This window comes from Burkholderia pseudomultivorans, assembly GCF_001718415.1.
Taxonomy (GTDB): Bacteria; Pseudomonadota; Gammaproteobacteria; order Burkholderiales; family Burkholderiaceae; genus Burkholderia; species Burkholderia pseudomultivorans_A.
The window spans coordinates 1617400-1632556 of the sequence record NZ_CP013378.1; the positions used below are offsets into that span (position 1 = coordinate 1617400).

9 protein-coding genes are annotated in these 15157 nt (G+C 68.4%); 5 read left to right on the top strand and 4 right to left on the bottom strand.

Translation table 11 applies throughout. From position 1 onward, the window contains the following. The first annotated feature begins 49 nt into the window (after positions 1-49). The 4 genes from tssF to tssA all read left to right on the top strand — a co-directional run bounded on the left by tssF (position 50) and on the right by tssA (position 6871). Entirely contained in the window at positions 50-1885 is a 1836-nt protein-coding gene (gene tssF / locus WS57_RS19875) for a type VI secretion system baseplate subunit TssF (protein WP_009691917.1), read from the top strand. Further along, on the top strand, positions 1849-2949 hold the full coding sequence (gene tssG, locus WS57_RS19880) for a type VI secretion system baseplate subunit TssG (protein ID WP_059482932.1): 1101 nt from the start codon (positions 1849-1851) through the stop codon (positions 2947-2949). The genes tssF and tssG overlap by 37 nt, the downstream gene beginning before the upstream one ends. 93 nt (positions 2950-3042) lie before the next feature. Beyond that, positions 3043-5712, top strand: a complete 2670-nt coding sequence (tssH, locus tag WS57_RS19885; RefSeq protein ID WP_069244747.1) for a type VI secretion system ATPase TssH — start codon at positions 3043-3045, stop codon at positions 5710-5712. 43 nt (positions 5713-5755) lie between these two features. Then, the gene (gene tssA, locus WS57_RS19890; protein ID WP_069244748.1) at positions 5756-6871 is read left to right on the top strand and encodes a type VI secretion system protein TssA; all 1116 of its coding nucleotides are present in this window, start codon (positions 5756-5758) and stop codon (positions 6869-6871) included. A gap of 79 nt (positions 6872-6950) precedes the next feature. Here the strand turns inward: tssA and WS57_RS19895 are convergent, their stop codons facing one another. The 4 genes from WS57_RS19895 to WS57_RS19910 form a co-directional block, all read right to left on the bottom strand. Next, positions 6951-7892 carry an OmpA family protein gene (locus WS57_RS19895; RefSeq protein WP_069244749.1) on the bottom strand — a complete coding sequence of 314 codons (942 nt, stop codon included), beginning with the start codon at positions 7890-7892 and terminating at the stop codon, positions 6951-6953. Between the two features lie 4 nt (positions 7893-7896). Further along, a complete protein-coding gene (gene tagF, locus WS57_RS19900; RefSeq protein WP_040126536.1) occupies positions 7897-8886 on the bottom strand; it encodes a type VI secretion system-associated protein TagF in 990 nt (329 codons plus the stop codon). Beyond that, positions 8883-12830: a type VI secretion system membrane subunit TssM gene (tssM, locus tag WS57_RS19905; protein ID WP_069244750.1), complete on the bottom strand. Its 3948-nt coding sequence runs from the start codon at positions 12828-12830 to the stop codon at positions 8883-8885. Before tssM ends, tagF begins: the two co-directional genes overlap by 4 nt. 300 nt (positions 12831-13130) lie before the next feature. Continuing rightward, a complete protein-coding gene (locus WS57_RS19910) occupies positions 13131-13976 on the bottom strand; it encodes a M15 family metallopeptidase (protein ID WP_040126538.1) in 846 nt (281 codons plus the stop codon). Between the two features lie 121 nt (positions 13977-14097). Between WS57_RS19910 and WS57_RS19915 the strand changes: the two genes are divergently transcribed. Continuing rightward, the gene (locus tag WS57_RS19915) at positions 14098-15048 is read left to right on the top strand and encodes a hypothetical protein (RefSeq protein WP_059515296.1); all 951 of its coding nucleotides are present in this window, start codon (positions 14098-14100) and stop codon (positions 15046-15048) included. Positions 15049-15157: the final 109 nt, after the last annotated feature.

Genomic DNA, 15157 nt, shown 5'->3' on the forward strand with positions numbered 1-15157 from the left:
GGTGGCGGATCAGGGTCCGGCAAGGAATGGAAGAGCTTCGGGGTCGTCGATGGAAGAATTGCTGCCGTACTACGAGCGCGAATTATCGTTTTTGCGGCGCTATTCGCGGGATTTCGCCGAACGTTATCCGAAGATCGCGGCGCGCCTCGCGCTGTCCGGCGAGCACTGCGAGGATCCGCACGTCGAGCGGATGATCGAGTCGTTCGCGCTGCTCGGCGCGCGCATCAACAAGAAGCTCGACGACGACTACCCCGAATTCACCGAAGCGCTGCTGGAGGTGCTGTATCCGCACTACCTGCGACCGTTTCCGTCCTGCTCGATCGCGCAGTTCGCACCGGCGGCGCCGGGCCAGCAGACCGAGCCGGTCGTGATCCGGCGCGGCACCGAGCTCAAGAGCCGCCCGATCCGCGGCGTGCAGTGCCGGTTCCGCACCGCGTACGACGTGACGCTCGCGCCCGTCCGCATCTCGGAAGCGCGCTACACGCCGGTCGCACTCGCGCCGAGCGCGACGGTGCTGCCGTCCAACGCGACCGGCGTGATCTCGATCACGTTCGAATCGCTCGCCGCGCAGCTCGATCTCGGCGCGCTGAAGCTGCCGACGCTGCGCGCGCACCTGCACGGCGAGCAGTCGTTCGTCGCCGAGCTGACCGACTGCCTGTTCGTCAACGTGCTCGGCGCGTATGTCGAGCCCGAGCGCAACGGCCGCTGGACCGCGCTGCGCAAGCTGCCGATCGCGCAGGCCGGCTTCGACGAGGACGACGCGCTGATCGACTATCCGGCGAAGTCGCACCCCGCATATCGCCTGCTCACCGAATACTTCGCGTTTCCCGACAAGTTCGACTTCGTCGACTTCGATCTCGCGGCGATCGCGCGCGCGGCGGGCCGCTGCCAGCGCGCGACGCTGCATCTCGTGCTGCAGGACGTGCGCAGCGACTCGCATGTCGCGCGGCTGCTCGAACTGCTGAGCGCGAGCCACTTCCGGCTGTTCTGCACGCCGATCGTGAACCTGTTCCGCCAGCACGGCGAGCCGATCCGCATCACGCATCGCGCGGTGTCGTATCCGGTGATCGCCGAGGCGAGGCGCGCGTTCGCATACGAGGTGTATTCGATCGACTCGGTGAAGCTGGTCCGGCAGCAGGCGCACGAGGAATCGGTGATCGAGTTCCGGCCGTTCTACTCGCTGCATCACGGCGAGGCGGCGCGGATCGGTCATTACTGGTTCGCGCGCCGCAACGACTGGGTCGCGCAGAAGAGCCCCGGCTATGAAACCGAGATCTCGATCGTCGACATCGACTTCGAGCCGACGTCGCCGCAGACCGACACGCTGAGCCTCGATCTCACCTGCACGAACCGCGACCTGCCGGCGATGCTCGCCTTCGGCCTCGAAGGCGGCGACCTGTTCCAGGAAGGCGGCGCGCAGACGAGCGGCATCGCACTGCTGCGCCGCCCGACGCAGAGCGTGCGCTTCGAGCGCGGCCGCGCCGCGCACTGGCGGCTCGTGTCGCACCTCGCGCTGAATCACGTGTCGCTGGTCGCGCACGGGCTCGCGCCGCTGAAGGAAATGCTGACGCTGTACGACCTGCGGCGCACCGCCGTGTCGACGCGCCAGATCGACGGGCTGGTCAGCGTCGAGCAGCGCGGCGCGGTGCAATGGCTGCCCGGCAAGCCGTTCGCGACCTTCGTGCGCGGCATCGAGGTGCGGCTGACGATCGACGAGGAACACTTCGTCGGCGCGAGTCTCGCCTCGTTCGTACGCGTGCTCGACAGCTTCTTCGGGCTGTACGTCCACCTCAACAGTTTCGTTCAACTAGTCGTCGTGTCGAAGCGCACCGGCGAGGAGATCATCCGATGCAAGCCCCGCACCGGCGAATCGATCCTGGCGTAGTCGACGCGCTGCTCGACGAGCCGCACCGCTTCGAGTTCTTCCAGGCCGTGCGCGTGCTCGAAGGGCTGTTCGCGCGGCAGGCGTCGGATGCGCCCGGCGCGTGGCGGCAGGGCGACGTCGTCGCGCAGCGCATCGAATTCCGCAACACGCTGTCGCTCGGCTTTCCGCCGAGCGAAATCGAAGGCGCACGCTCGTATGGCGACGACGGCACGCCGCTCGACTCGGGCGAGCAGCGCGAAGCCGCGCTCGCGGCCGGCGAGCTCGGCCACGTCGAGCTGACGCCCGCGTTCTTCGGGCTGCTCGGCGGGCAGGGCGCGCTGCCGCTGCACTACACCGAGCAGATCGTCGCGCGCGAGCACCTGAAGCGCGATCATGCGGCGCGCGCGTTCTTCGACGTGTTCTCGAACCGCGCGACCGCGCTGTTCTATGCCGCGTGGAAGAAGTACCGGCTGCCGTTCCACTACGAGCTCGACCGCGACGAGCGCTATCTGCCGCTGCTGCTCGCGATCGCCGGCGTGCCGAACGACGAGGTGCGCGACAGTCTCGCGGCCGGGGTCGGCGGCGTGCTCGACGAGGCCGTCGCGGGCTACGCGCTGGCCGCGCGGCACCGGCCGATGTCGGCCGCGTACCTGCAGCGCACGCTGTCTGACTACTTCCGCGTGCCGGTGAAGATCGACCAGTTCGTCGGCAAGTGGTACGACGTGCCGCCCGACCAGCTGAGCGTGCTCGGCGAGGTCAATGCGGTGCTCGGCGCGACGGCGCTCGTCGGCGAGCGCGTGTGGCAGCGCGACATGCGCGCGCGGATCGTCGTCGGGCCGCTGTCCAAGCGCGACTACGAGGCGTTCCTGCCCGGCGGCGCGCAGGCCGTCGCGCTCGAACGGATGCTGACGCTGCTGGCCGGCGTCACGCTCGAATACGAGGTCAAGCTCGTGCTCAAGCGCACCGAGGTCGGCGCGAGCGTGCTCGGCGCCGGTTCGCGGCTCGGCTGGGACGCGTTCCTGTGCACGCGCGACGCCGCCGAGGATCGCGCGGATGCACGCTACGAGCTGCACGTGATTCACTGATTCCGCGGGTCCGCCTGCCGATGCAGCGCATGCGCGCGCCATCGGCAGGCGGACCCCGACAACAAGTACGCAATCGAACCTGAGATCGACGCCATGAGCACGCCCCTGAAGACCCTGATCACGAAACTGAATCCGCTGTGCCGGCATGCGACCGAGCGCGCGGCGAGCGCATGCCTGGCGCGCGGCCATTACGAGGTCGATCTGGAGCACCTGTTCCTCGCGCTGCTCGAGGAGCCGGCGGGCGACCTGCCGCTCGCGCTGCGTGCGAGCCGCATCGATCCGCACGCGCTGCGCGCCGACCTGGAACGCGAGCTGACGCGCCTGAAGACCGGCAACACGCGCACGCCGGTGTTCTCGGTGCACCTGATCGCGCTGTTCGAGCAGGCGTGGCTGATCGCGTCGCTCGATTCGCAGCTCGGCCGCATCCGTTCCGGGCATCTGCTGCTGGCGCTGCTGACGGCGCCCGATCTCGCGCAGTTCGCGCAGCGGATGTCCGCGCAGTTCGCGGACGTCAACGTGACGGACCTGAAGCACAAGTTCGACGAGATCGTTGCCGGCTCCAGCGAAGCGGAACCGCGCCAGGCCGATGCGGGCGACGGCGACGCCGCGCCCGCGGCCGACGGCGCCGCACCCGCGGCCGGACCGTCGAAGACGCCCGCGCTCGACACGTACACGACCAACCTCACGCAGCGCGCGCGCGACGGCAAGATCGATCCGGTGATCGGCCGCGAGGCGGAGATTCGCCAGGCGATCGACATCCTGATGCGGCGCCGCCAGAACAACCCGATCATGACCGGCGAGGCCGGCGTCGGCAAGACCGCCGTCGTCGAGGGCCTCGCGCTGCGGATCGCGGCCGACGACGTGCCGCCGCCGTTGCGCGGCGTCGCGCTGCACGTGCTCGACATGGGACTGCTGCAGGCCGGCGCGAGCGTGAAGGGCGAGTTCGAGAACCGGCTGAAGAGCGTGATCGACGAGGTCAAGAAGAGCGCGCACCCGATCATCCTGTTCATCGACGAGGCGCACACGATCATCGGCGCGGGCGGCCAGGCCGGCCAGAACGATGCGGCGAACCTGCTGAAGCCGGCGCTCGCGCGCGGCGAGCTGCGCACGATCGCCGCGACGACGTGGAGCGAATACAAGAAGTACTTCGAGAAGGATGCGGCGCTCGCGCGGCGCTTCCAGGTCGTGAAGGTCGAGGAGCCGAGCGAGCCGCTTGCGGCCGCCATGTTGCGCGGGATGGCCGGGCTGATGGAGAAGCACTTCAACGTGCGCATCCTCGACGATGCGATCACCGAAGCCGTGCGCCTGTCGCACCGCTACATCAGCGGCCGCCAGCTGCCGGACAAGGCGATCAGCGTGCTCGACACCGCGTGCGCGAAGGTCGCGCTCGCGCACAGCGCGACGCCGGCCGCGATCGACGATACGAAGAAGCGCATCGAGCGGATCGATGCGGAAATCGCCTCGCTCGAACGCGAGGCGGCCGGCGGCGCGGCGCACGACGAGCGGCTCGGCGAGCTGCGCACCGAGCGCGACGCGGCGCTCGAACAGCTGGCGAAGGACGAAGCGCGCTACGAAGCGGAGCGCGCGATCGTCGCCGAGATCACCGAACTGCGCGAAGCGCTCGACCATGCACGCGGCCCGTCCGACGACGGCCAGCCGGTCGACGTGCAGGCCACGCGCGACAAGCTCGCCGAGCGCGTCGCGGCGCTGCATGCGTTGCAGGGCGGCGAGCCGATGGTGCCGCTGCAGGTCGACGGCCATGTCGTCGCCGAGATCGTCGCCGCGTGGACGGGCATTCCGCTCGGCCGGATGGTGAAGGACGAGATCGACACCGTGCTGAACCTGCAGCCGCTGCTCGCCGCGCGCGTGATCGGCCAGGACCATGCGCTCGAGGCGATCGCCCAGCGCGTGCGTACGGCGTCCGCGAGCCTCGAGGATCCGAACAAGCCGCGCGGCGTGTTCATGTTCGTCGGGCCGTCGGGCGTCGGCAAGACCGAGACGGCGCTTGCGCTGGCCGACATCCTGTACGGCGGCGAGCGCAAGATGGTCACGATCAACATGAGCGAGTACCAGGAAGCGCACAGCGTGTCGGGCCTGAAGGGTTCGCCGCCGGGCTACGTCGGATACGGCGAGGGCGGCGTGCTGACCGAGGCCGTGCGCCGCAATCCGTATTCGGTCGTGCTGCTCGACGAGGTCGAGAAGGCGCACCCGGACGTGCTCGAGATGTTCTTCCAGGTGTTCGACAAGGGCATGATGGACGACGCCGAAGGGCGCGAGATCGACTTCCGCAACACGCTGATCATCCTGACGTCGAACGTCGGCTCGGCCGCGGTGATGCAGGCGTGCCTGAACAAGCCGGCGGAGGAACTGCCCGATCCGGACGCGCTCGCCGACGCGCTGCGCCCGCAGCTGTACAAGACCTTCAAGCCCGCGTTCCTCGGCCGGATGAAGGTGGTGCCGTACTACCCGATCTCCGACGACGTGCTGGCCGAGATCATCGAGCTGAAGCTCGAGCGGATCCGCCGCCGCATCGAAGCGAACCACAAGGCCATGTTCGAGTGGGACGAGTCGCTCGTCGATGCGGTGCTCGCGCGCTGCACCGAGGTCGATTCGGGCGCCCGCAACGTCGACCACATCCTGAACGGCACGCTGCTGCCGGAGATCGCGGGCCATGTGCTGGGCCGGATCGCCGACGGCGCGGCCATCGCGCGCATCGCGGTGCGCGCGGACGAGGCCGGCGAATTCGCGTATACCGTCGAATGAGCGCGGCCCGCGCAACCTCATGCCTCAACGGATTCACTGAACCATGCCGATCAATCTTCCCGAGCTGCTGACGCCGGTCAGCGACGCGTCGCCCACCGGCGACGACCTGCTGTTCTCGAACGAATTCGACGCGATCCAGGAAGCGCGGCGCTACGACGACCCGACGCTCGACCAGGGCGAATGGGTGACCGAGATCAAGGAAGCCGACTGGGGCTTCGTCGTCGATCGCGCGAGCGAACTGCTGCGCACGCGCACCAAGGACCTGCGGCTCGCGGTGTGGCTGACCGAGGCGCTCGCGCTCGAGGACGGCATCACGGGCCTCACCGACGGCTATGCGCTGCTCGAAGGGCTGTGCCGCGAGTACTGGGACACCGTGCACCCGCTGCCGGAAGGCGACGACATCGAATACCGGCTCGGCAACGTCGCATGGCTGTCCGGCCGCACGGCCGAGCTGCTGCGCGGGATTCCGATGACGGACGGCGCGTCGAACGCGTTCACCACGCTCGACTGGGAAGTCGCGCAGCACGTCGCGCAGGCGATCAAGCGCGATCCCGAGCACGCGGACGACATCGCGCGCGGCAAGCCGTCGGTCGACCAGATCGACGCGTCGCGGCGCGTGACGCCGATCGCGTTCTACACGACGCTGCTCGCGAACCTGAAGGCGTTCGAGTTTGCGCTCGACGCGTTCGAGGAAACGCTGGTTGGTCGCGCGGGCGAGTCCGCGCCGAGCTTCCGGCAGGCGCGCGATGCGTTCGAGACCGTATACCGGCTCGCGGAGCGCTTTGCGCGCGAGCAGGGCTATACGGGCAGCGCGCCGCATACGCAGGCGGCGCCGCAGCCCGAGCGCATCGAGCCGAGTTTCGGTAACCCGATCCAGACGGAGGACACGCACGTGCAGCCGCAGCCCGTTCCACGCGCGCCGGTGACGCAGATGATCGCCGGCATCCAGAACCGCGCGCAGGCGGTCGACCAGCTGCGTGCGGTGGCGCGCTATTTCCGCCAGACCGAGCCGCACAGCCCGGTCGCGTATCTGGCCGACAAGGCCGCCGAGTGGGCCGACATGCCGCTGCACAAGTGGCTCGAGAGCGTCGTGAAGGACGACGGTTCGCTGTCGCATATTCGCGAGCTGCTGGGCGTGAGGCCGGACGAGCAGTCGTAAACGCAAAACGGGCGACGCCCTTTCCGGCGCCGCCCGCTGTCGGCCGGGCCGCCCCCGCAGCGGGCGCGGCCGGCTTGCGCTACTGCCCCACCCGGAACTCGATCCGCCGGTTCCGCGCGCGCCCTTCGGCCGTATCGTTCGGTGCGATCGGCTGATCCGGCCCGACGCCCGTCGTCGTCATCTGCTGCGGCGCGATGCTCTTCGTGATCAGATAACCCTTCACCGCATCCGCGCGCGCCTGGCTCAGCGCGATGTTCGACGTGCGGTTCCCCGAGTTGTCGGTGTGTCCGATGATGTCGACCGTGCGGTTCGGCATCTTCGCGAGCGCGGCCGCCATCTGGTCGAGAATCTGCTTGCCCTGTGGCGTCAGCGTCGCGCTGCCGGTCTCGAATTCGATCGTCCGGTTCGCGAGCGTCTGGTCGAGCAGGCCCTGCTCGGACGCCGACACGCGCAGCCCGTTGCGGATCGTGTAGGTCGGGTTCAGCGTGTTCGCCATGTCGCTCGCGAGCTGCTGGCGCTGCGCCTCGTTGTGCACCTCGCCCTTCATCTCGATCTGCGTGCCGTTGATCTTCAGCTGTCCCTTGCTGATCTGCTTGAGCTGCGGCCCGAGCAGCTTCTGCACGTTAGCGCTCCAGTTCGGCGGCGTCGCGACGTCGCCGACCTCGATCTGGTCGACCACGTTCGCCGCGCCGTAGGTGTCGCGCAGCTTCTGCAGCACGGCGGCCTTGGTCGCCTCGTCGGGCACCTTGCCGCCGACGACCACCTGGCCGGGCGTCGCGTTCGCCGGCGGCGGCGTGATCGTGCCCGCGGTGCCGGCCGTGCCGTGCACGACCGAGCCGGCGGCCGGCTGCACCGCGCCGGGATTCGCGTTGGCGGGCAGCGCGGCCGTCGCGACCGTGCCGTTGCCGACCGGCGTCACGGTCGCGCCCGTGTTCTGCGCGAAGCTCGCGCCGCTCGCGACGAGCCCGGCAGCGAGGAGGGCGGCGCCCAGCGTGCACCGGGCGTGAGTCATCTGGTGCATGCCGTCAGCCTCCGATGAACGCTTCGCGGAACGCGTCGATTGCGACGCGCAGCGACAGTTGCGGTTGGTCGAGGTAGCTGACGAGCTTGCTGATCTGCTGATCGTTTTGCGCATGGGCGTCGATCCACTCGGGATCGTCGATGTCGATGTTGTGGGCGGCGTAGGTCTGCGGGTCGACGACGCTCAGCAGCGTCTTCGCCGACGCGCCGTTGAAGCCGATGATGAGCCGCTCGCGCTCGGCGATCGAGCCGATGAAGATCGCGAGCTCGAAGTCGGCCTGCGCGACGAACGGGGCGATCAGTTCGAGCCAGAACGCGGCGACCAGGCTGCGGTAGAACGGATCGACCGGCAGCGGCAGCGTCAGGCCGCGCTCGATGTGCGACGAGCCGCTCTGCATCACCGGGCGCAGCAGCGAGCCGAGCGCGAGCATCGCGCCGCGCAGCCGCACCGGGTGACCGCTCTCGAGCAGCATCTGCTGCAGGCCGTACAGCGACTGGTGTTCGACGAAATCGTTGAAGGTGCCGTCATGCGACGTGCCGGGGCCGCCGATGTCGATCGGCACCTGCGTGTCGCCGAGCGCCTGCAGCGCGCCGGGCGGCTCGTCCTTGCCGAGCAGCGCCGGCATCTGCGCGGCGATGCGCGACCACAGCCGCGCGAACGCGAGCGGGCTGCGCGCGAGGAACGCGAGCGGCCGGTCGACTTCGAGCGCGGTCGCGCCGAGGAACGGGAAGCGGCGCATCGACACGTCGTGGCTCGCGACCATGTGCCCGGCAATCGCGAGCTTGCTGCGCGAGCCGAGGAACGCGAAGTGCATCGGCTTCGCATCCTCGTAGACGAGCTTCCAGCGCGGGTCTTCCGCGAGCAGTTCGAGCGCCTGCGCGATCCAGCGGTCGAGCGTCTGCAGCAGCTGCGGATTGTGCGCGCTCTTCACGAAGTCGCCGCGCGAAGGAATCTTGCCGAAGTAGGCGACTTGCGCCTGAACGGTTTGCGTCATTGCGCCCCCTGTGCATTCGTTCCGGTAGCGGCCGCGACGGCCGGTGCGGCGCCCGGCGCGCCTGCGCCGGTCTGGGCCGCGTTCTGCGCGGCGCCCGCGCTCACGTCGGCGACCGACGACGGCAGCTGCAGCCCGCGCAGGCTCTGCTGCTGCGGCTGGTCGCCGCCGCCGCCCGTCGGCTGCGACGTGCTGATGATGCGCATCGTCACCGACACGCTCACGCTGCCTTGTGCCCACGTCAGGTCGAAGGTGCCGTCCGGACGGCGCTTGCGCTGCGCCGAGTTGATCAGCTTCTCGAGACCGTAGCGGCCCGGCTCGTTGACGAGCTGGATCGTGCGGCCGTCGAAGGTCGTCGCGGACAGCGTCGCGCCCGGCGAGCCCTGCGGGTTCGGCCACACGAAGTTGGTCCACTGCGGCGGCGTGTTGCGGTAGCGCAGTTGCTGGCCGTCGATCGCGATCGTGTATTCCGTCGTGCCCGTGCTCGGCTGCGGCAGGATCTGGAACACCGTCTGCGGCTCGGACGACGCGGCCGCGCCGCCTGCGGCGCCGCCGGACAGCGGCGCGACCCAGCGCGCGAAGCCGTTCGTGAACTCCGGCGACAGCGCGAGGCCCATGTCGCCCCACGTGCGCGCCGCGAGCGTGTCGCCGCGACGCACCGCGAGCGGCCCGAGCGTCGTGCCGACGAACTTCGCGATCGAGCCGTCCGGACCGAACACCTGCGCGATCTCGCCGGCGCCGGCCTCGACCTTCGCGTTCGCCGCGAACGGGTACTTGGTCGCGAGCGAGCCCTGGAACGCCTGATAGACCTGCGCGTTCCACACCTTGTTGACTTCGACGCTGGCCGGCTGGATCACGACCGAGAACGCCTGCATCAGCGGCCGCACCAGCAGCGGACGCAGCGACTTGCGTTGCGAGTCGGTGAGGCCCGTCAGCATCTGCTCGTCGACGAACTTCAGCGAATCGGCCAGTTCCGAACCGTTGCCGTCGAGCGTCTGCTGCATCAGCTGGCGCGCGCCCGGGCCCGGATCGCCCTGGTTCTTGATCACGTTGAAGCGCGTGCGGACCTTCGACAGCGTGTCCATGTAGCCCTTCAGCAACGAGGTGCCGTCATGCGTCGCGACGATCCGCGCGAGGCCGATGAACTCCTGGCCGATCGGACCCATCGGCACCTCGACCGGATTGCCGTTGATGTCGATGTTGGCAGCCGCGACCTGGCCGGCCTGCGAGCGCGTGAACAGCTGCTTGACCCAGTTCACGACGCCGGTCTGCGCCTTCTTGATCGTCACGTTCGCGAGCGACGGGTTGTCCCACGAGGTCTGGTCGTACGCGGTCTCCAGGATCTTGCGGATCGGCGAATCCTGCGGGTCGCCGAGGCGGTTCATCCCGTCGACGGCCTGGCCGAAGCTGCTGAAGCCCTGCACCGCGATGCCCTGCATGAACTTCTGCCAGTGCTGCGCGTACTCGGTCTTGTACATGCCGACCAGCGTCTTCTGGATCTGCTCGGGGCTGCCCTCGAGCGTCAGGTCGTCCTGCGTCGACGTGTTCAGCACCCAGTCCTTCGCCTGCAGCTCCTTGGTCGCCGCATCGCGGATCGCCGGCTGCACGTAGTCGAACCAGGCCTCGCGCGTGAACGTGCCCGGAATCGCGTAGCTGCCCGCGACCAGCGACTGGTTGCCGTCGCCGACGATGCGCGCGACGGTCATCGGCGCGAAGCGGGTCGACGCGCGCGCCTTGATTTCCTCGTAGACGCGCTGGCGGGCCGGCATGCCGCGCACGACGCGGCGCAGGTTCTCGCGGGTCTGGTCGACGAGCGCGTAGTTCGCGTCGATCATCGGCCAGTCGTTGTCGTTCACGCGGGCGAGATAGAACGAGATCATGCGCTCGGCGCTCTTGATCATCTCGTCGCGCGGCATGTTGCCGCGATTCGTCTCGAGCCAGCCGCGCCAGAAGCGGGCGAGCTGGTCGGTCAGGTGCGCCTGTTCGACGTGGCGCTTGTCGGACAGCATCAGGTAGGTCTTCAGCGCGTTGTACGCATCCTGCACGTTGGTCGGCGACGCGTCGCTGTACAGGCCGCCTTGCGGCGCGGCCGGCGGTTGCGGCGCGGCCAGTGCGCCCGCGACGGACGACGACGGCTGCGCGGCGCCGGCCTGCGGCGCGGCGCCCGCCGGGTTCGTCGATACCGGCAGCGCGTTCGCCTGCACGGCGCCCGACTCGGGCGGGCGCGTCATCGGCACGAGCTGGTCGGGGTGCGCGTTCACGTCCTTCAGGAACGACGCGAGGTTCTGCGATACCGGGTTCAGCAGGATCTGGCGCACGCCGTTGTAGTACTCGGTCAGCAGGTGCTGCTCGAGGCGGTCGCCCTGGTACAGGCCGAGCGAGACCGACAGCGGCTTGTCGCGTCGGAACTGCTCGAGCTGGTCGATCCGGTCCTCGAGGATGTCCATCGCCTGCAGGCGCGACTGCAGGTCGTTGCGGCCCTGCTGCAGGCGCGTGACGTTGTCGAGGTCGGCCTGCACGTTCGCGACCAGCTGCTGGTTGCCGATCGTCGACCAGGTCCAGCCGCCGAGCGCGAGCGCAAGCGCCGCGACGAAGCCGAAGAAGGTCGCATAGCGCAGGCGCGTCTTGGTCGGGCTCGCGAACTGGCGCACCGTCTGGCGGTCGGCGAAGATCACCTTCGAGAACAGGTCGCGCAGGAAGAAGCCGTTCTTCGAGAACGCGCTGTGCGGCTTGGGCAGCGCGCTCGCGTCGAGGCCGAAGCGGTGCGCGATGCGCTGCGCGGCCGTGCTGCTGGTCTCGCCTTCCTGCAGCGCACTGGTGAAATAGAAGCCGCGGAAGATCGGCTTGTACTGGAACGGGTTGTTCTCGAACAGCGTCGCGAGGAAGGCGCGCAGCGCCGGCTTGACCGTCGAGAACTCGAGCGGGAAGCTCAGCTGGCCCGGCGACAGCTGGTTGCCGCGCGACAGCGACAGCTGCGCGACACTGATTTCCTTCAGGCCTTCGTAGAGTTCCTCGAAGCGCTCGTCGAACAGCGCGACGACGTCGCGCTTCTCGTCGGGCTCGTAGGGCAGCGTCGCGCCCCACACGCGGTCGTATTCGTGCTTGTCGCTGCTGCTGAAGAATTCGGTGAAGCCGGTGATCAGGTCGGCCTTCGTGAACATCACGTAGACCGGCGCGAACACTTCGAGCTTTTCCGTCAGCTCCTGAACGCGCTGGCGGAGGTTTTTCGCGAGATTGATCGCGAATTCGGGGCGGTTGCCGGTGAGTTCGGCGATGCTCGCGGTGACGATGATGCCGTTGATCGGCGCCTTCGGGCGGTAGCGCTTCAGCAGCCCGAGGAAGCCGAGCCATTCGGTGCGGTCCTCTTCATGCACCGAATAGCGGCCCGCGGTGTCGAGCAGGATGCCTTCGGTCGTGAAGAACCAGTCGCAGTTGCGCGTGCCGCCGATGCCGTGGATCACCGCGCTGTTCTTGTCGGCGAACGGGAACTGCAGGCCGGAGTTGATCACCGCGCTGCTCTTGCCGGCCGCCGGGTTGCCGATCACGATGTACCACGGCAGTTCGTACAGCGCGGAGCCGCCCGATACCTGGCCGATCTTCGAGGTCTTGATCGTCTTCACCGCGTCGGACAGGCGCGTGCGCAGCACGTCGAGGTCGGCCGTGCGCGTGTCGGGGCCGGCGGCGGCCGCGGCCGGCGCGGCGATCGTGCCGGTTTCCGCCTGCTCCTCGAGCACGGCGCCGAGCTGCTGGTTCGCGCGCTTCACGCGCCAGCGGCGCCACAGCGCGACGCCGAGCCACAGCGCGAGGATCGCCGCGAACGCGATGGCCGCCCACAGGAGCGGCAGCTGCAGCATGTCGGCGACGATGAAGAGAATCGCCGCTAGCGCGACGATCCCGACGATCGAGAGCGTACGCGGATGAGTCAGCACGTTGAGGATGCGTTGCATAGGACGTTCAGGTTCCGGTGCGATTCGGTGAGGCGACGCAGGCGCGCCGAGCGGCAAGGGTGACGCCGCGATGTGTCGCCATGCTGTCAAACGGGGTGAAGGAGGCGGGCATCAATGCGCTCGCGGCATCGGAGACGGCGCGCGCATTAATGAAAGGACGCTGTGAGATTTAAAACGGAAGCGGCGGCCCGAAAAAATCGCGCATCGGAATGCACGATCGATTGCGCCGCCCATATCGTTTCCTGCCGGGTGATTAAAAAGCCCCATGCCGCCCTCATTATTTCCTGTCCGGCAGCCTGGCTAGCTGCCGCGTCCCAGTTTAAAACCGGGTTTATGGTATTCCACGTGCCCGAGATCCATCATTTTCCAGCGACCACCCCAGGTCAGGCCAACCTGCTCGGCAACCTGCCCGTACAACTGATAGCCGCGCATGGCCCACGGATCTTTCTCGGAAATGACCAGCTTGCCGTCGCGCAGGAATGCATTGTCGGCCGCCAGCCCGAATTGGTGATAGCTCTGGAACGCGGCCGCATTGGTCACGCTGCCGCCCATCTGCGCAAGCCGGTTCTGCCGTTCCGGGCTCCGGTAACCCTCCAGCAGCGCCATTTCGTAACCATATTGTTCGTGCATGATCTTGTAGACCAGCAGCAAACGCGTACGGAAATCCGGATCCAGCAGATTCCAGTCGCGGCTCGCGTCCTTCAGCGCCGGCCGCACCTGCTCGACTTCCTTGGTGGCAAAGACCTCCGGCGGCAACGGCGGGGGCGGGACGAGCTGCTCGCCCTGCAATAGCGCGGCGATCTTCTCGTCGGGCACGCGTGCCGTGTCGTCGAACTGGAACAATTGCCTGCCGCGTAACGCGATGGCGACCAATGGCGGCGTCGCAAGAATACCCGCCGAGACCATAATCATCAAGCGGCGGCGAATCAGTAAATTTTGCACATCGCTTAAAGTGCTGCGCGTAACGGTTGCCGATTTAACAATCTGACTCCGCGTTCGCGCGGCGCGATCGTTCGCACGGCGTGCAAGACGGCCGTGAAACTGGGCGACGGATTCGAAAACCGTCGCGCGGACACCCGGTAAAAGCAACAGTGCCGCAACCGCGACGGCAAGGGTGAAATAGGCGACGAGTGCGACGGCAATCAATGAAATCCCCGGAAATTGGAATTGATTGTGTTTTGCAATGCTTGCTCTTAGAATCAGGCTGCTTCGAGAGGCCGGGCTATATTATCGCGGTGAATTAAACCAGGATTCAATGAGACGCTGAATGAGTGCGCCGGAAAATTCAAATTCGAAAACTCCGCCCAGCCTGCTGTCCGATACGAAACCGGCAGGCGAGGGTGGACCTCAGCAGTCGCGCATTCTCGCGAATCTGGAAGGCCGTGTCACGCCGCCCGCCGAACCGCCGCGCCGTTCGCTGAAGGCGCCGATCGCGGCCGTCGTCGCGCTGCTGGTCGCCGTCGGCGGCTGGGGCGCGTGGCGCTGGCAGCAGCAGCCGGCCGAGCCGTCTGCCGTTGCGGCCGCAGCGGCACCCGCGGCCGCGAAGGCCGCGCCTGCCAGCGGCGCCGCCGTGCAGGTGGCGCAGAACGCCGCGTCGGCCGCGCCTGCCGCGCAGCCGGCCACGATCGTCACTGAAGATGCTGCATCGGGCACGTCCGCGTCGTCTGCCTCGTCCGCGCCCGCCGCGGACGACAGCCGCCTGTCGCGCGCGCTCGCCAACGGCGCCTCCGACGCATCGGGCGCGACCACGGCCGGTGTCGCTGCCGCCGCAACGACCGCCGCCGCCGTCGCGACGACGAAAGCCGCGAAGGCCGATGCGAAGAACACGAAGCTCGCCGCGCGCAGCAAGGCGGAGACGAAGGCCGAGAGCAAGGCCGAAGCCCGCAGGCATCGCAAGGAGGCCGAGCTCGCGCAGGCGAAGAAGCGCCGCGACACGCCGGTGCGCACCGCGGGCGCGAAGGACGATCCGGATGCGGACCTGCTCGCAGCGCTCGTCGCGCGCACCAAGCCCGCCGACAAGAAGACCGCCGCGCAGAAGGCGCAGGCCGTGCCGACAAAGACGGCCGCATCCGCCGGCGGCTCGCTGGCCGCGCGCGTGAAGGAATGCTCGCAGCGCGGTTTCTTCGAGGATCAGCTGTGCCGCTGGCGCGTCTGCGAAGGGCAATGGGGCAAGGACCCGGCATGCCCGAACGCCGCGCAGGCGGAAACCCGCCAGTAATCATCGCGGACGGCAGACGGTCGCATGCGCGCCGCCCCTCGGGCGGCGCGTTGCTTTTGGGGCCGCGAGTCGGCCGGCGTGCCCGCGTGTGACGCTGTCATGCACGCGT